This is a genomic window from Mucilaginibacter rubeus (assembly GCF_003286415.2).
In the GTDB taxonomy this organism is placed as follows: Bacteria; Bacteroidota; Bacteroidia; order Sphingobacteriales; family Sphingobacteriaceae; genus Mucilaginibacter; species Mucilaginibacter rubeus_A.
Map to the genome: position 1 here is coordinate 5,583,199 of NZ_CP043450.1, position 16,929 is coordinate 5,600,127.

Here is a 16,929-nt window from a genome sequence, read left to right on the forward strand (position 1 = left end):
CATGGCTGCCAATTATAACAACTCGGCATGGTTTTATGACAGGCTTTCGAGGTTGGTATATGGCAGGGCATTAATAAACGCGCAGGTATATTTATTAAGCTTTATTCCCCCGGCAAGTAAAATACTCATAGCAGGTGGCGGCACGGGCTGGATCCTGGAAGAGCTTACCAAAATTCACCCTTCAAGCCTGGATATTACTTATGTGGAAATCTCGGCTAATATGACGGCTCTCTCGCAAAAACGCCAAACCGGCCAAAACACGGTTACGTTTATTAACGATGCTATCGAAAACGTTAAGCTTGCTGCTGGCTTTGACGTAATAATTACACCTTTTTTGTTTGATAATTTTGTGGATGAAACGGTTGATAATGTTTTAAACCATTTGCACAATCTGCTTAAATCCGATGGTCTCTGGCTCAACGCCGATTTTCAGCTTACAGGTCGCTGGTGGCAAAATGTAATGCTCCAAAGCATGTTTATTTTTTTCCGGCTGCTTTGCGGAATAGAAGCAAGCAGGCTCCCCGCCATCGAAAAGCGTTTTGACGCTGTTGGATATAACGTAATTGAGGATAAAACCTTTTTTGGAGATTTTATTGTGGCGAGGGTGTATAGGAAGGGTATATAAAAGATCGTCATTGCGAGGCACGAAGCAATCCCCAACTTTACAGGGAGACTTGCATAGCCGCTCTGCTTATCGGGGATTGCTTCGTGCCTCGCAATGACGGAATGAGAAGTATGTTTAAACTACTGGTTATAAACAAACTTATACCCAATTCCCCTTACGGTTTGTAAATACTGCGGCGAATCGGCGTTGGTTTCTATTTTTTTACGGAGGCGTACAATGTGCATATCCAGCGTGCGGGTGTTTACATCGGCGTTATAGCCCCAAACTTCCATCATCAGTTCTTCACGGTTTATTACCTTGTTTTTGTTTTTCAGGAAGTATAGTAGAATCCTGTTTTCGAGGATGGTTAGCTCTATTTTACGGCCATCACGGATAAGCAGGTGCGTGTTTGGCAGGTGCTCCATATTGGCAAAACGGTACGATTCGGGCTTTTCGCTGTTAAGCGAAAATTTGATCTTGTTTTCGATCATCGCCACCATCACATCCATGTTGTAAGGCTTAGTGATATAATCAGATACACCAAAGTTATAAGCCTCGATCTTATCAACGTCCTGGGCTTTAGCGGTCATCATGATGATAAGTTTATCAAAGCCCTTTTCGCGGATATTGCCGCAAACTTCAGAGCCGGGTTTGCCGGGCAGCATCCAGTCTAACAGTACAATATCCGGCTGTTCGGCCAGGATCATGGCCTCGGCATCATTACCGTTACCGGCTTCCAATACCTTGTAACCTTCCGACTGCAAACGCTCTGCAACCAGGAAACGCAGGTTCTCGTCATCTTCAACCAGCGCGATTTTAATTTCTTTGTTCATATCTTAATTTTCGTATGGAAGCGTAACTATAAATTCCGAACCTTCGTTAACCTTACTGTAAACAGTTATATCGCCGTTCATAAAATTAACCAGTTCTTTACAAAATGCCAAACCCAGGCCAACGCTCCCGTTTTGATTGTATTGGTTCTCTATCCTGTAAAACTTTTTAAAAACGTTATTCAATTCATTTTTGGGTATTCCTATCCCCTTATCGGCAAATGAAAATATAATATTGCGCCTTTCATGCGAAATATTGATAAATAACTCCTTTTGCTGAGGGTGCGAGTATTTATATGCATTTTCAATCAGGTTCTGGAAAACACTTCCTAATAATACCGGATCGGTATAAAAAGTTTCAACTCCGTTGATTTTAAATTTAAGATTAAAATCGGCATACTTTATTTTAAAGGTATCAATATAGCGGCTAATAAAACTCTCTATATCAATTTCTTCTTCCTTAAGCGTAATGGATTTATTTTCAATTTGCGTAAATGAAAGTAGCTTATTCATCAGCTCATTCAGCTTATCGGCCTCTTCGTCCAGTATTTTACCGTAGTGGCGTCGCTGCCTTTCAGTTAACTCACCGTCGCCCCGCAAATTTGAACCTGCTATTTTAATTACGCTTACCGGGGTCTTAAACTCATGGGTAAAGTTGTTGATAAAATCATACTGCAGCTTAAACAACTTCATGTTTACGTTCAGGTTACGGTAAATAAGCCAACCTATCAGCAACAAAAACAGGGTCATTAATAGTACAATAGCCCCTATGGGCATGAAACGGCGGTTGATTTCGGCGGTTAAATAACCCTGCGCCGAACTGAAGAATAGCTTGTAATCAGAAAAAGCAACCGGTAACGACACCTCGGTGATCAGTTTATCCCCTTCACTATCAACAGGATCATACACTACCGGCTGAATGGATACATTTTCGTAAAGTTCAGGATGCGTATTTTTTACCTTCATCAGGTACGGGTCAAGGTAAAAGGTCATCATATTTTGCTTGTACGATGCCCCTTTGCTGTTACCCAGCATTTGCATATCGCGATAAATGCGCACATCCTCGCGGCGCAGGATATTGGTATAACTTATCTTATCGGGTTTAACATCCCAGAAAGCCTTAAAAAGCTCATCCTGGCTCGATACCTTCGACGTGTCGGAAAAAGCGATGTAATTGCTTAGTTTAACAGCCATTTCCCTAAAATCATCTTCGTTGGCTTGTGTACGCTGCCGCGAACCATTCACTTTACCATGAACATGCCAATACTGATAAATAGCCTTGACCGATATGCTCAGGTTATTTTTACGCACCGTCATATTGGTTGTACCACCTATCATTGCATCATAAAAAACAACCCTGCGTACAAAACTATAGTCCTGAAAAACAGAGGCGGCATATTTACCTGCAGATGCCGAATCAAGAAAACCCTGGTATGAGGTTATCTCAGGGATTTTATTCTGAAAAAATTCATAATAAGGCTTAATGGTTTGTTCCAGTACGTCTACCTTTTTTGAAGCAAACTCATTTTCAACATACTTGGCGGTAAGATTATAGGATATAAACAGGGCTACCACAAAAGTTATGGATATGAACACCACGAAAATAGTGATCAGCGTAAAATTTTGCCGGTAAGCGTTTTTCTGTACTGCCATATAGGCTTAAGGTTTAACCCGCATGTTCTTATCCAAAAACTTCTCTATTTCTGCGTACATTTCCATACGGTTATGCTCGCTCCTGAAATAAGCGCGTTCATTGGGTTTTAAAAAGTATTTCACATCAACATTCCGTTTACGCAGCTCGCGCACAAACTGGTTAAGCTCACTGATATTGGCCCGCTGATCTTTAGCACCCTGGAATATGATTAAAGGTACCTTAATTTTATCGGTATGAAAAACCGGCGATATGGCCCGCAGCTGATCGGCATCGGTTTCGGGATTGCCAACCATTTCGTAGGTCATTTTTAAATAGGGCTTAACAAACGGAGGGGCATCTTTAATATAGGTAAAAAAGTTAATGAGCCCATATTGTACCACGGCGCAATTATATAGTTCGGGGTGGAACGAAACACCGTAAAGCGCCGAAAAGCCTCCAAACCTGCCACCAAATATGGCAATCTTTTTAGGGTTGGCAACCTTTGTATCAATAAGCCAATGCACACCATCGGTAATATCATCCTGAATTTTGCCGCCCACCTGTTTATACCCGGCACTGCGGAATGCTTTACCATATCCTGTTGAGCCACGGTAATTAACCTGGAAGACCGCGTAGCCACGATTGGCCAAAAACTGCACCTGGTCATCATAGCCCCAGGTATCACGCGACCATGGTCCGTCATGCGGCATAACCACTACCGGGTAATTTTCGCTTTTATCGCCTCGCGGCAGCGTTAAATAACCGTTAATCAGTAAACCGTCGCGGGCATGATATGAGATAGGCTTCATTGCGCATAGCTCTGCCGGTACAAGGCTCGAGTTAATATCACTCAGCTTGGTTAACTTACCGCTGCTTTTTTCAAAAAGGTAAAACGAGCCGGGATTACGATCGGTATAAGTATTAAGGATAAATTTATTTTCAGAGCTATCGCGGTCAACAACTTTAATCTCATTGCCCTTAAGCTGCTGCTGAATAGTACGGTACATTTGCTCCACATCGGGCGCCAGAAAATGCTTACGGGGCATAGCCTCATCCCAACCTGTAAATTCAATGCGGTGTTTGTTTTTTGAATACTCAAAGCTGGTAACATCGGCTTTGCTACAGCTAAAAATAGTACGCTCTTCCTTTCCGTCTTCGGCATTGATCTCCACGAGCGACATTTTATCGCGGTTTACGTTTGAAAGCGCGTAGAAGTAATTTTTAATTCCTGTAAAAGCGATGGGTCTTACCGTATTTTTAAAATTATTTTCGATTATGGGTTTGAAAGGCTTGTCCTCATCCGGACGAAACAGGATGGTTTCGTTAACCCCGTCCGAAGCCCTTTCCAGCCTGATCCGGCCATCGGCATCTGCAAACCACTCGGTAATGTTACCGGGATTTTGCAGGTAGATCTTCATTTCGCCTGTTTTTACGTTAAGGCGATAAACATCAAAATTGCCGGGATCTCGTTCGTTGGTTTTAATGGTGATGATATCCGGCTGCTGCCTGTTGCGGTTAACCAAACCTATGCGCACATTACCCAGCGATAATATTGTGCGGCTTTTATCAGTGGCTACATCAAAAGCATACATTTTAACCGAATCGGAAGCTATGATATCCTGCGAGAAAACAAGCTGGTTATTGTACGTCCAAAAGTAATCGCCCCTGACAGAATAATCATCAAATTTGGTTACCATCCGCTCTTTACCATCGCCCAATGATTGTATAAATATGTTCTGCTTATCCTTGTACGGTTTGAGATAAGATACATATTTACCATCAGGAGATATGCGGTAAAAGCTCCTTTCGGGAGTTTTAAAAAAGTCAATAATAGGGATTTGCCTTACTTTGTTCCGGTTACAGGAAAAGAAAGCGATTATGCAACTTACAATAAGAAAATATCTGGCCCGGCTTAGCATAGCTACAAGTATCCTATTTTATTAATGCTGTCAAATTAGATAAATAACTTCGATGTTATCAAGATGTCACTATAATTTTACCCTGATATACCGTTATATAAATAATACGTTTAAACCAGCTAAATCAATTCTATTAATTGATTATTTTTGAACAGATGAGGGCTTTATATATTGTTATTATTCTTACTTTTTGCATTAGCGCCCGGCTACTTGCGCAGGATAACGAACTGCTGCTGGCCAAGCAATACAGCGCTAATGGCGAACCTCAAAAAGCGCTCGAAATTTATCAGAAACTATATAAGCAAAACAACGAGAATTATTACAGTGTGTATGTAAATACGCTGCTCAACCTCAAGAAATTTGACGAGGCCGAAAGCATCACCAAAAAGCTGATCCGCCGCCATCCGGATGATCACCAGTACGCCATTATGATGGGTAATATTTATACCCAGGAAGGCAATATGAGCAAGGCCGATGCTATTTATGATGACCTTATTAAAAGTCTGCCTGCCGATCAGGGCGAGATTTCCGCGCTGGCATCCCAGTTTTACCAGAGCGCTAATATTGATTATGTCATCAAAATTTTTCAGCAGGGACGTAAGCTGCTCAAAAATGATAATGCGTTTACCTACGAACTTATTAACCTCTATCGTTTTAAGCGCGATAAGGTATCGCTTACCGAGGAGTATCTGAACTTTTTACCACAAAACCCCAACTTTATAAATCAGGCCGAAAACGCTTTTTCAAGCATATACGAAGGCAATGCCGATTACGATATGCTGAAAGTAGCTTTGCTAAGGCGCATTCAGAAAGATCCGCAGCAAACCATTTATGCCGATCTGTTAACCTGGCAATACCTGCAGCAAAAAGAATTTGGCCTGGCCCTTAACCAGGCGCTGGCTTTGAGCCGCCGGCAAAACGATGATGGCAATAGCATCTATGATCTTTGCCGCACCTTTATTGCTAACGAAGCTTATGACGAGGCCATCCGTGGATATGAGTATATCATCAGCAAAGGAAAAACATCGCCATTATATATTCCCTCAAAAATTGAGCTTATCAATACCAAAAACCTTAAGGTAACATCAGGAAAGTATTTACCGGAGGACTTACTTGGGCTCGAAAAAGACTATAACGATCTGCTAACCGAATTTGGCCGCAACAACAGCACAGCCTTCGCCATGCAAAAGCTTGCCAATTTGCAGGCCTACAAGCTGCATAAACTAAAAGACGCTCAAAAATTACTGGAAGAGGCTACTAAACTCGGCGATATCAGGCCAACACTACTGGCCGATTGCAAGCTTGACTTAGGTGATATTTACCTGCTTAACAACCAACCCTGGGAAGCCACCCTGCTTTACAGCCAGGTTGAAAAGGATTTTCCGGCCACCGCTATCGGACAGGATGCAGTGTTCAGAAACGCGAAGTTAGCCTACTATACCGGCGATTTTACCTGGGCAAAGGGACAGTTAGATGTACTGAAAGTTGCTACATCGCAACTGATTGCCAATGACGCGCTTAACCTGCTGTTGTTAATACAGGATAATCTTGCTGCCGATAGCACCGGGGCCGCGCTTAAAATGTATGCCCGTGCCGACCTGCAGATCTTTGCTCAAAATCCGGAAAAGGCGGTTATGATATTGGATAGCATCGGCAAAAAGTTTCCGAATAATGCTCTGGACGATGACATCATGATGTCGAAATCACGCATCCTGATCCAGCAAAAAGATTACGCCGGCGCGGTACCATTATTGAAAAAAATTCTTGAACAACACCCCTCCGACTTATGGGCGGATGACGCTGTATTTATGTTGGGCGATATTTATGAAAACCGGCTGAATGATAAAACCATAGCCCAAAGCTACTACCAAAAAATCATAACCGATTACCCCGGCAGTCTCTGGATAAATGAAGCCCGTAAGCGTTTTAGGCTATTAAGAGGCGATAAACCGGATGCGTCATAATTGGTCATTATTTCATTGAGTCATTATGTCATTGCTTTTGCGTGGATCTATCCTTGTACTTTAAAAATGACTTAATGACCAAATGACTCAATGACTAATCGAAAATGATTATTTTTGAAAATGATTGTATACAACGATACCATAATAATTGATGAAACCATTCATGACGAATGGCTTAACTATATCAAAACCATTCATATCCCGGCTATAATGGCCACCGGGCATTTCAGTTCATATCGTATCCTGACGGTTATTGATTCGCCTAACGAGGGGGTTACTTACTGCATTCAGTATAATGCCGATAGCATTGAACATTTTCAGCAGTTTTATATGAACCACCTGCATAAATTTCAGGCTACCCACCAGGAAAAATTCAACGAAAAATTTGTAATGTTCAACACCTTGATGGAAGAGGTAGAATAAAATTAAGCTTTTTATTACTATCTGCTTCTCTTCAAAAAGCAGATAGTAATAAACCTATTCATCAAGCGCGCCCGGAACCATTAAAAGGATGACAAATATGATTGCCAGGGTGGCCACTAAACAAATTAACCCGGCAAGCAAAGCACGCCAAATAGTGAAAGTAGTTCCTCCAGCAGCGGAGTGCTCCTTCATTTGTTCGCCCTGAAATTTTTGTACAAGCAAGAAAGTACCCCAGGCATAAGCCAACGGAAATACAAATTTAGGAAAACGTTCTATACCTGAAGTAAAAATGGCCAGGCCGACAACTGCAATTAACGCTACAACGGCAATTATCCAGGTAGCGGTTACCTTTTCCCGCTGGTCAAACGCTTTATAATTTTGAGATACCAAATACCCGGCCGCCAAAGGCCCAAACAGAAATGTTACAATCCGGATTGAATTGAGAGTATAAATCTTAGATTTTTCTTCTTTTTCTTCTTCGAGCTGTTCTACAGCCTGGTTGTATGGGATCATGAAAGGTTTAAATTAAATTAGGTTATTTAAAAATCACCGCTACAGTAAGGCGACCTTTAAACAGCTCCTAAGATAGCATTTCAAAAACTAAACCTCATCATCTATTACTACTTAGCAAACATAACCTTCATTGCCGTAACCTGTTTTATACAGCGTGCCGGCTTCTTTTCGTCCTGAACAATAATGCGGAACGGGCCATCGGCCGGAACCAGGGGTTGACCATCGACCTTATCGGCAAGAATGATAGTACGATCTGTAAAACCCTTGTCCAGTTCGGCAAGGGCAAAAAGCACCTGGTAACCATCGCTGGCTTCTACTAAAAGATATTTTGCCAGGTTTTCACCACGGAGTTCAGGGCCTAAAGTAACACCCGCTTTTCCCAGTATATCCGATACAAGTACACCTGAGTAGGTATGATCTTTACCGTCCCTGTCCTTACGGGTTACTGTTGTTTGTTTGTATTGCTGAAATTCAGCGTTGCCTATAGTAAGTGGTGTTGTTACTTCTCCGGTTACTTTTATAACAGCTTCCTTTGTTGCAGTTTGGGCATTGGTTGTTAAACCGGCTATCAGTAACAACAGTACAATGGTGTATTTTTTCATGGATATGATGTTTAATTTTTTGTTGATTGATGCGGATTGCCAAAGCGCTTATCCGTTATAAAGGTAGAATCGGTAAGCATATTCAGAAATGCAATTAATTGTTTTTTTTCTTTAGGCAGCAGTTTCAGCGAATGCCCTCCTACTTCATTTGATTCGCCCTGCAAAAAAGCGCTTAATGATACCGATTGTTTAATGTGTTCGCTGTAATGGTCAACCACTTCGTCAAGCGTTTTAAAGCGACCATCGTGCATGTAAGGAGCAGTCAAGGCTATGTTACGCAGAGTTGGAACTTTAAATCGGCCCCTATCGGTAACCAAACCCGTAAAGGCTGCCATACCTTCGTCTTTTGATATACTATCTAACCCGTTGTTATGAAAAAGCTCAAGGTAGGTTTTAGGGCCGCCATGGCAATGGGTACAATTGGCCCCGCGGATACCTTTTTCAGGATCAGGGCCACGGTTAAAAAGTTCCATTCCTTTCAGCTCATCACCGGTGGGTTTATAAGCATTGCGTAGGTACTGGTCATAACGGGAATTGGCAGAGATCAGCGTCCGCTCAAATTGGGCTATCGCCTTCGCTATACGGTCGCCTGTTATGGTACTATCACCGTAAACAATTTTAAACAAGCCAGGGTACAATTTGGTATTGCTTAGCTTTTGTACCGATACCTGTATAGATTGCCCCATTTCGTGCGGGTTAGTGAGCGGAAATAAAACCTGATCTTCCAAACTTGCAGCCCGTCCGTCCCAAAAAAACTTCCGGGCCCATAACAAATTAGCCAGCGACATGGAGTTACGTGTAGCCAAACCATTATTAACACCAATACTTAAAGCCCGCCCATCGGTAAATGCTTTTGATTGCTGATGACAGTTGCCACACGAAATGGCATTGGTTGCAGATAGCTTCGGCTCATAAAAAAGCAATCGCCCCAAATAAACCCCTTGTTGTGTGGTGGGGTTATCAGCAGGTACATTAATTCTGTTGCCGAAATTGGCTGGATAATTAAATACATAATCGCCCATGGGCACAACCGGCTCCGTACCCGTATAAGCTGTTAAGCCTGTGATAACAAACAAAAGGCACAGCACAAGATAAACCTTGCCCGTACGTGGGAAAGAAGATTGTTTATGCTTTATCTCGTGGTTGTCTTTCACTTTTCTCTTCACAAATCGTCATTGCGCGGCACGAAGTAATCCCAAACTATACAGAGCGGATCTGCTAATCGGGGATTGCTTAGTTCCTCGCAATGACGTGGAGTATAATGCTTCCTTAAAATTAGTAGTTAAAAATCAGGTTGGCAAAGTAATTTCTGCCCATTTCCGGGTAACCTTCAACCAGCGTGTAATTCCTGTCGAAAAGGTTGTTTACACCGCCTTCAATTGCAAATCCTTTAACCAAGGTAATATGTGCTTTTACGTTGGTGAGGTAAAACGCTCCTGATACTGTACCGTAACTGGTGCTGTACCTTTTTGAATTATACTCTTCAGATGCCAGGAAATACAATTTAGCAAGCGGCGAATATTGCAACGAAGCAAATATTTTATTCTTGGGCACATCAGTAAAATGAATTTGCGGGGCCGATAAATTATTACGCACTATTAAAGTATAGTTTGCATCAACCCTTAACTGCGGAATAATAGGATAACCAACCGCAAACTCGGCACCATAATACTCGGCGCGGCCAACATTTTGCACCTGCGACTGGTTTGTTTTAGTTACCGGATCAACAGCTACGTTATTTACGGTTTGGATACTGTTATTGATCTTGCTATAAAAACCAGAGGCTTGAATTGATAGCTTACCACCGATAAGCGAATGATAGCTCAGATCGTAGTTCAGCGCGTCTTCAGCTTTCAGATCTGGGTTAGGGATGGCGGTACCAAATTTATAAGAATAACGGTCTTTAATAGTAGCAAACCTTGTTTTACGTGCTACCGAAAAGCTTAATGAATTAGCATTATCAACATCGCATTGAATTAAGCCCTGTACGTTCCAGGCACCATTACTGTTGGCTGGCAAATCGCTGATTGTATTGTTGGTGTATTGCTGGGCCTGGATGCTGCGTCTGTCGTTATAAGCCACGCCGGCGTTTACTTTCAATGCGGATGTTATATGGTAAGTGTCTTCAGCTCCGATATAGAAGTTGTTATCGGCATCGCGGCGTGTAGGTTCACCAATGTTATGTTCGCGGTGAACATCCTGCTTAAAATGGGCGGCTACGCTGAAATTGTTATTTTTTAGATCGGTGTTTTCAAAAGTTACGTTGCCGCCTAAAGTATAGTCATTATAAATACTCCTGAAGGCATAAGGTTTGGTGATGGTATTGTATGACGCGTTATCATAGCTGTCAATCTCATTTTTAAACTGATCATAATACCAGCGGGTTTTAATCACATTTGTGCTGTTGAGCTTATTGTTACTCAATAAGTACAAACCACGGGTATCCCAATTTGGCCATTTCCAGTAACGGGGGTTTTTGAACAAAGAGTTCTGGGTATCATCGCCCGCATAAACAGGAGTGCCTTTGGTGCCATGGTGATAGGTATAACCAACGGCATATTCCTGGGATTCTGTTGGGGTGAAGCCAATTTTACCGCTTACGTCAACATCATTACTGTATGAATTATCGCGATGGCCACCGTCTTCGTTTTTAACAGGCGTAAATTTTGAAGATAACGGAAAGTAGTCGCGCTTTAATTGAGAAGCCGATACCTGGTAATAAAACTTACCAAATGTGCCGCCGATGTTGGTATTCAACCTGTAGCCGCCGCTCAGGTAACCGGCCACAGCATTCAATTCAAATGGTTTAGCAGGCTTGCGGCTGATGAGGTTGATAGCACCGCCTTCGGCATTGGGACCAAATAGTACAGATGAATACCCTTTAGATACAATGATCTCAGACAAATTAAAAGTGTTGTACCGGGCCAGATCAACATAACCATCGTAAGGCACATAAAGCGGAACGCCATCCAAATAAACCGGTACCTGCCTGATATCAAAACCACGCACATTAATAGCCGATTCGTTTCTTGGGCCAACCGCGGTAAGTATAACACCGGGCAGGAGGTTCAACGCGTGCGAAACATCGTAACGGTTATACAAATTAAGGGTATGGATATTTAGCTTGCTTGACCGAACACTATCCTTGATACCGATAATATTTACCTGGCCAAGGTTAAATACGCTTTTGCTCGTATCTGCTGTTTGCCCGATAGCATTGCTGTGGCAAAACATAATTACAGCAATAAAAAACAGAGTTAAAATAGGTAATTGTTTTCTCATACAGTGATTTTCGTTATATTTTTGAAAGTATAACGCAAAAATGCAGAATAGATTCGATAATTTATCCAGACATTGATGCCCATTCTGAAATTTTCGCCTACAAAAGCAATAAAACTTTTACTTTTTCCCGTTTTTGTCCAAAAAACGAAAGAATTTTTGTTGCAATTCCTTAAACTCCCCAATAACCTCTTGTCCAAAAGGGGTAAGCAAAGCTATTCCGCCTCCCTTTCCCCCTCGCTTGGAGATCACAAGCGGTTGTTTAAAGCCATTGTTAATATGATTAACCAGGTCCCAGGCTTGCTTGTATGACATTTTCATTTGCAATGCGGCCTGCCTGATAGAGCCAGACTCATGGATCCGCTCAAGCAGTTCAACCCGGCCATGGCCAAGTACTTTTTCTTCGTCTATTTCTAACCAGATACGGCCGTTAAGTTTAAATGGAGGGATACTCATAATTTGTTCAATTTATTACTCCCTTGCCTTTTTTTGCGCCCTTAACATCTGGCCATAATCCATACGGCGCACCATGGCGTTAACCGTGCTCGCTATCCGGTTGGCGCGGGTAGCTTCTGTTTTGGCGCTATCAATCCATTTTATAAAATATCCGCGGTGGCTTTCGGCAAGGCTATGAAAAAACTCACCGCCTTCGGGCTCATATTCTAAACACTCCTGTAAATCATCGGGAATGATATACTTAAAATCATCATCAGGCTCAAGGCGCACCCGGAGCATAGCACCCCGATGTTTATGGATAGCTTTGCAAACCTCCCGGCGCAAGGCCATGATAAAATTGCCTTTACCCATGGGCATTAACGCCATTCCGCGTACTTCAAATTCATCAAGCTTACCTTTTACCCGGAATGATTTTTTATTTCCGGGCTTCATTTCCTGTGCTATATCAGCAGGAATTTCAATGTATGTCCACCCGGTTTTTTCGCCCTGTTCGGCAAATTGTAAAATAATGGTATTAAAATCAACCATAAGTATTATTTAACGGCATACTGTTATCATGATTCCTAAAAAATATGCGAAAATGTTAAATGTTTGTTAAATCGTCATATTTAGTGGCTTATGTTGTAACGTAATGCGTGGTAGGGATGTCTTATGAGTATAAAAACAATTTAGAATTTAAAAACCTTAAAAACAACAACAATATGAAAACTTTAAAATCAATCATGCTTGGCTTAGCCCTTTTAGTAGCAGGCACCGCAGCAAAAGCAGCAAATAAAATAGATGGCGATAACTTAACCAAAAATTATGCGATCAACACATACATTGATGCCATGACCCGCGGCAAAATCCAGGGCTTTAACGATGTGGTAGATCAGTCGGCAAAATTCAGCATGTTACGCGGCACTAAAGTATTAAGTTTTAGCAAAACCGAAGTAGTTGATTTATTAAAAGCCAACAAAAATACCGAGCAGGATTGCGTTACCAGTACTTCAATTGTTGAAAGCAACAATGACCTGGCAGTAGTAAAAGTTGATATGAAATACAACACTTTTACCCGCAGCAATTATGTAACCGTTACCAACACCGGCAGCGGCTGGAAAATCACAAACGTGTACAGCGTTTTTAAATAAGCAAGTTTTAGTTTAGTGTTTAATATGTAAGTAGGTGAAGGCCCCGTTTGGTGCGGGGCCTTTTTTATTTTACCAGCGGATCAAGTACCTTTTGCCATTGATCGTAACCTTTGCTATTAAGATGCAGGTAATCATCATTAAACAAACTTGAATCGGGCCGGGTGGTGCCCGGTTTATAAATAGACGGAACCAGGTCTATGTAATAACTTTTTGGTTTGCCTTTCAGGTAATTTTTAACCAGCTCGTTTGCAGCATAAACAACATCATAATATTTAGCACGAACCGGGCTCGGCTTTATCGACATAAAATACACCTCGGCATTGGGCAGCTTTTGATGAATGAGTTCCCAAAGCTTGGTAAATGAAGCCGCTACATCCCGGGCTGATTTGCCCGCCGCTATATCATTTTCGCCGGCATAAATAAAAATTTTGCGCGGTTTGTACGGAAACAGGATATAAGGTGTGTAATAATCAGCTATCTGCCACAATTCGCAGCCCCCCACTCCCCTTCTGATAATTGGCTTGCCGGCATATCGCTGCTCCAGATCTGTCCACTTGCGGATTGACGAGCTACCGATAAACAAAATACCATTTGGCTTGGGAAAGCTTACACTGTCCTGATGTTTAAAAGCCCTGATCTCGTTGTCAAACGGGAAGCCCTGCTGGGCCGATACACCGGCGCTGAATACAAGGCCGATAAAGAATAAAAACAGTTTTATTTTCATTACTGGGTAGCTATGCGTTCTTCAAAAAACAAAAACGGCAATTGGTTTTCAATGCCTTTGATAATCCATACCGGACCATCTTCGGCGTGCAATATAATTTTTATTGATTGATTTTGTTTCTTTTCGCATTCGGCTAATACCTGCAAACAAGAGCCGCATGAGGTAATTGGCTTTACAATAGGAAACTCGTCCGAATGAGCCGTTACCGCCATGGCCTCAATAGGGTCATCGGGATGATTGGCGCCCCAGTTAAACAATGCAACACGTTCGGCACATAAGCCCGATGGGTAGGCTACATTTTCCTGGTTGCTGCCATGTAAAATTTTACCGCTTTGTAAACGAAGCGCAGCCCCAACACGGAATTTTGAATATGGAGAGTGTGAGTTTTTTAATGCTTTCTGAGCTTCAAGGCATAGCTGCCTGTCAGCTTTATCAAGATCGGCCAGTGACTCATATTCATCAAAGGCTATTTTAATTTCGTGACTTATCATACAATGTTCGCCCTTTAAAAAACAGGGGGAAACAAGATAAGGAAATTTTTTAACAAGAACCCTGATTTTTAGGATTATTTGATTTCTATGATAAAAAATTGCCTGATTAAAGCCTCCCGATGTTACTATATCCAGGGGAATCCTTTAATCAGGCAAATCATGGTTCTTTACACTGCTACCGGTAACTCTTCCTCAGCATCAGCTTCTTTAGCTATTGTTGGATTGATAGTTTCATCATCCTTTTCAACCCGCAGGTTGTTTACAATGTGCATTTGGCGGGTTGGTGTGTTTTTACCCATAAAATATTCCAGGAGCGCCTTAACGTTGGCATCCCTTAAAATTACAGGATCAAGGCGCATGTCCTTACCGATAAACAAGCCAAATTCATCAGGTGAAATCTCACCCAAACCTTTAAATCGGGTGATCTCCGGTTTGTTACCCAATTTGGCTATGGCGTTGCGGCGTTCCTCGTCACTATAACAATAAATGGTCTCCTTTTTATTACGCACGCGGAATAATGGTGTTTGCAGAATAGAAACGTGACCGGCCTTCACCAGATCCGGGAAAAACTGCAGGAAGAAGGTCATCAGCAACAGGCGGATGTGCATACCGTCCACATCGGCATCGGTAGCTATTACAATGTTGTTATAACGCAAAGCGTCAAGACCGTCCTCAATATTCAGGGCGTGTTGCAGCAGGTTAAATTCTTCGTTTTCGTAAACCACTTTTTTGGTTAGGCCAAAGCAGTTTAACGGTTTACCCTTTAAACTAAACACCGCTTGCGTCATCACATCGCGCGATTTGGTGATCGATCCACTGGCCGAGTCACCCTCGGTGATGAATAAGGTAGTATCCTGTTTGCGTTCGTGCGTATCATCAAAATGCAGTTTACAATCGCGCAGTTTGCGGTTGTGTAAGGATGCTTTTTTAGCGCGTTCGTTAGCCAGTTTCTTAATACCGGCAATATCCTTACGCTCACGCTCTGATTGCAGAATACGTTTCAGCAAGCCATCGGCAGCTTCTGTATTTTTATGCAGGTAATTATCAAGTTCCTTTTTAACAAAGTCGTTGATAAAACCACGTACCGAAGGGCCATCCGGACCAACGTTTTGTGAGCCCAGTTTGGTTTTGGTTTGCGACTCAAATACCGGCTCCTGTACTTTTATGGCAATAGCCGCAACAATTGAAGCCCTGATATCCGAAGCGTCAAACTCCTTTTTATAAAACTCACGCACAGTCCTTACCACTGCTTCACGAAATGCCGCCTGGTGCGTACCGCCCTGGGTGGTGTTTTGGCCGTTCACGAACGAGTAATATTCCTCACCGTATTGCTGACCGTGAGTCATAGCTATTTCAATATCCTCGCCTTTCAGGTGGATGATCGGATAGCGCAAGGTCTCGGCATCGGTATTACGGGTAAGCAAATCAAAAAGACCGCGTTCCGAAAAATACTTTTGATTATTAAAGTTGATGGTCAGCCCCGCGTTCAGGAACACGTAGTTCCAGATCATGCTTTCAACAAACTCAGGGATAAAGCGGTAATGCCTGAAAATGGTATCATCAGGAACAAAGTTGATAGCGGTACCATTGCGTTGAGTGGTATCCTTTTCGCTTTCATCACGAATGAGCTCGCCTTTGGCAAATTCGGCCAGTTTAGTACGGCCATCGCGGTATGATTGTACGGTGAACGAGTTGGAAAGCGCATTAACCGCCTTGGTACCCACACCATTTAAACCTACCGATTTCTGGAAGGCTTTGCTATCGTATTTACCACCTGTATTTATTTTAGATACGCAATCGATCACTTTACCTAAAGGGATACCGCGGCCATAATCACGCACAGATACTTTATGATCGCTCATGTTAACCTCGATGGTGCGGCCCGATCCCATCACAAACTCATCTATCGAGTTATCGACAATCTCTTTAAGCAATACGTATACACCATCGTCATAAGCAGAGCCATCGCCCAGTTTACCAATATACATACCGGGACGTAAACGGATGTGCTCCTTCCAATCGAGGGAGCGGATACTATCTTCACTATAATTAACTGGTTCTGCCATGTATATAAAGTAGAGAATTTAAAACAGCGCAAAATACGCCTAACTGCAAAAATAAAACTTCCGGCTTAATTAACGGGGAGCAGATATCAACTTATTAACATTGGGGATAGAATCCTTATAAAAAGCAGGGGCCGTGCGATTCCCCTCTTGAGAGGGATGGAGGGGCGTGTTATTGGCATCACGATCGAGACATAGAGACACACGCCAGCTATCACTCGTCTCGCCTGCCCCTTCTCAAGCCAACGTACATACACAATTTTATTACCTTCTAATTCCCCGTAGGGGATACCTGTTT

The 16,929-nt window shown here is 42.4% G+C and carries 16 protein-coding genes; 4 read left to right on the forward strand and 12 right to left on the reverse strand.

What is annotated here, in order from left to right; genetic code table 11:
• The first annotated feature begins 1 nt into the window (after window position 1).
• Entirely contained in the window at window positions 2-625 is a 624-nt protein-coding gene (locus DEO27_RS22255; protein WP_112568745.1) for a class I SAM-dependent methyltransferase, read from the forward strand.
• Window positions 626-744: 119 nt separating this feature from the next.
• On the opposite strand, the gene DEO27_RS22260 is transcribed toward DEO27_RS22255, so the two are convergent.
• Genes DEO27_RS22260 through DEO27_RS22270 form a run of 3 tightly spaced genes read right to left on the reverse strand, consistent with a single transcriptional unit; the run spans window position 745 to window position 4,986 of the window.
• Window positions 745-1,437, reverse strand: coding sequence for a response regulator transcription factor (locus DEO27_RS22260; RefSeq protein ID WP_112568747.1), 693 nt, complete (start codon window positions 1,435-1,437; stop codon window positions 745-747).
• 3 nt (window positions 1,438-1,440) lie between these two features.
• Window positions 1,441-3,087, reverse strand: coding sequence for a sensor histidine kinase (locus DEO27_RS22265; protein WP_112568749.1), 1,647 nt, complete (start codon window positions 3,085-3,087; stop codon window positions 1,441-1,443).
• A 6-nt stretch (window positions 3,088-3,093) separates the two neighbouring features.
• Window positions 3,094-4,986 (reverse strand): alpha/beta hydrolase family protein, encoded by a 1,893-nt coding sequence (locus DEO27_RS22270; RefSeq protein WP_112568751.1) that lies wholly within the window; start codon window positions 4,984-4,986, stop codon window positions 3,094-3,096.
• Between the two features lie 155 nt (window positions 4,987-5,141).
• Here DEO27_RS22270 and DEO27_RS22275 point away from each other — a divergent pair, with 155 nt between their 5' ends.
• Together DEO27_RS22275 and DEO27_RS22280 are read left to right on the forward strand one after the other, a co-directional pair.
• The gene (locus DEO27_RS22275; protein ID WP_112568753.1) at window positions 5,142-6,950 is read left to right on the forward strand and encodes a tetratricopeptide repeat protein; all 1,809 of its coding nucleotides are present in this window, start codon (window positions 5,142-5,144) and stop codon (window positions 6,948-6,950) included.
• A gap of 120 nt (window positions 6,951-7,070) precedes the next feature.
• Window positions 7,071-7,373 carry a DUF4286 family protein gene (locus DEO27_RS22280; RefSeq protein WP_090530427.1) on the forward strand — a complete coding sequence of 101 codons (303 nt, stop codon included), beginning with the start codon at window positions 7,071-7,073 and terminating at the stop codon, window positions 7,371-7,373.
• Window positions 7,374-7,427: 54 nt separating this feature from the next.
• Here DEO27_RS22280 and DEO27_RS22285 read toward each other — a convergent pair whose 3' ends face one another.
• The 6 genes from DEO27_RS22285 to DEO27_RS22310 form a co-directional block, all read right to left on the reverse strand.
• Complete coding sequence (locus DEO27_RS22285) at window positions 7,428-7,886, reverse strand: hypothetical protein (RefSeq protein WP_112568755.1); 459 nt, start codon at window positions 7,884-7,886, stop codon at window positions 7,428-7,430.
• Window positions 7,887-7,993: 107 nt separating this feature from the next.
• Entirely contained in the window at window positions 7,994-8,488 is a 495-nt protein-coding gene (locus DEO27_RS22290) for a molybdopterin-dependent oxidoreductase (RefSeq protein ID WP_112568757.1), read from the reverse strand.
• Window positions 8,489-8,499: 11 nt separating this feature from the next.
• A complete protein-coding gene (locus DEO27_RS22295; protein WP_223818023.1) occupies window positions 8,500-9,654 on the reverse strand; it encodes a cytochrome-c peroxidase in 1,155 nt (384 codons plus the stop codon).
• Between the two features lie 109 nt (window positions 9,655-9,763).
• Entirely contained in the window at window positions 9,764-11,770 is a 2,007-nt protein-coding gene (locus DEO27_RS22300) for a TonB-dependent receptor plug domain-containing protein (protein ID WP_112568759.1), read from the reverse strand.
• A gap of 117 nt (window positions 11,771-11,887) precedes the next feature.
• On the reverse strand, window positions 11,888-12,223 hold the full coding sequence (locus DEO27_RS22305) for a winged helix-turn-helix domain-containing protein (RefSeq protein ID WP_112568761.1): 336 nt from the start codon (window positions 12,221-12,223) through the stop codon (window positions 11,888-11,890).
• A gap of 15 nt (window positions 12,224-12,238) precedes the next feature.
• A complete protein-coding gene (locus DEO27_RS22310; protein ID WP_112568763.1) occupies window positions 12,239-12,751 on the reverse strand; it encodes a YdeI/OmpD-associated family protein in 513 nt (170 codons plus the stop codon).
• 173 nt (window positions 12,752-12,924) lie between these two features.
• Here DEO27_RS22310 and DEO27_RS22315 point away from each other — a divergent pair, with 173 nt between their 5' ends.
• The gene (locus DEO27_RS22315; protein WP_190295188.1) at window positions 12,925-13,353 is read left to right on the forward strand and encodes a nuclear transport factor 2 family protein; all 429 of its coding nucleotides are present in this window, start codon (window positions 12,925-12,927) and stop codon (window positions 13,351-13,353) included.
• Window positions 13,354-13,417: 64 nt separating this feature from the next.
• On the opposite strand, the gene DEO27_RS22320 is transcribed toward DEO27_RS22315, so the two are convergent.
• The 3 genes from DEO27_RS22320 to DEO27_RS22330 form a co-directional block, all read right to left on the reverse strand.
• A complete protein-coding gene (locus tag DEO27_RS22320; RefSeq protein ID WP_112568767.1) occupies window positions 13,418-14,077 on the reverse strand; it encodes a GDSL-type esterase/lipase family protein in 660 nt (219 codons plus the stop codon).
• Entirely contained in the window at window positions 14,077-14,568 is a 492-nt protein-coding gene (locus tag DEO27_RS22325) for a cytidine deaminase (RefSeq protein WP_112568769.1), read from the reverse strand. The genes DEO27_RS22320 and DEO27_RS22325 overlap by 1 nt, the downstream gene beginning before the upstream one ends.
• Before the next feature lie 167 nt (window positions 14,569-14,735).
• A complete protein-coding gene (locus DEO27_RS22330; RefSeq protein WP_112568771.1) occupies window positions 14,736-16,634 on the reverse strand; it encodes a DNA topoisomerase IV subunit B in 1,899 nt (632 codons plus the stop codon).
• Window positions 16,635-16,929 lie beyond the last annotated feature (295 nt).

Coding starts and splice junctions, on each gene's coding strand:
- DEO27_RS22305 (WP_112568761.1), bottom strand. CDS start 12,223: ATGAGTATCCCTCCATTTAAACTTAACGGCCGTATCTGGTTAGAAATA.
- DEO27_RS22265 (WP_112568749.1), bottom strand. CDS start 3,087: ATGGCAGTACAGAAAAACGCTTACCGGCAAAATTTTACGCTGATCACT.
- DEO27_RS22290 (WP_112568757.1), bottom strand. CDS start 8,488: ATGAAAAAATACACCATTGTACTGTTGTTACTGATAGCCGGTTTAACA.
- DEO27_RS22310 (WP_112568763.1), bottom strand. CDS start 12,751: ATGGTTGATTTTAATACCATTATTTTACAATTTGCCGAACAGGGCGAA.
- DEO27_RS22285 (WP_112568755.1), bottom strand. CDS start 7,886: ATGATCCCATACAACCAGGCTGTAGAACAGCTCGAAGAAGAAAAAGAA.
- DEO27_RS22325 (WP_112568769.1), bottom strand. CDS start 14,568: ATGATAAGTCACGAAATTAAAATAGCCTTTGATGAATATGAGTCACTG.
- DEO27_RS22315 (WP_190295188.1), top strand. CDS start 12,925: ATGAAAACTTTAAAATCAATCATGCTTGGCTTAGCCCTTTTAGTAGCA.
- DEO27_RS22320 (WP_112568767.1), bottom strand. CDS start 14,077: ATGAAAATAAAACTGTTTTTATTCTTTATCGGCCTTGTATTCAGCGCC.
- DEO27_RS22260 (WP_112568747.1), bottom strand. CDS start 1,437: ATGAACAAAGAAATTAAAATCGCGCTGGTTGAAGATGACGAGAACCTG.
- DEO27_RS22300 (WP_112568759.1), bottom strand. CDS start 11,770: ATGAGAAAACAATTACCTATTTTAACTCTGTTTTTTATTGCTGTAATT.
- DEO27_RS22270 (WP_112568751.1), bottom strand. CDS start 4,986: ATGCTAAGCCGGGCCAGATATTTTCTTATTGTAAGTTGCATAATCGCT.
- DEO27_RS22255 (WP_112568745.1), top strand. CDS start 2: ATGGCTGCCAATTATAACAACTCGGCATGGTTTTATGACAGGCTTTCG.
- DEO27_RS22280 (WP_090530427.1), top strand. CDS start 7,071: ATGATTGTATACAACGATACCATAATAATTGATGAAACCATTCATGAC.
- DEO27_RS22330 (WP_112568771.1), bottom strand. CDS start 16,634: ATGGCAGAACCAGTTAATTATAGTGAAGATAGTATCCGCTCCCTCGAT.
- DEO27_RS22275 (WP_112568753.1), top strand. CDS start 5,142: ATGAGGGCTTTATATATTGTTATTATTCTTACTTTTTGCATTAGCGCC.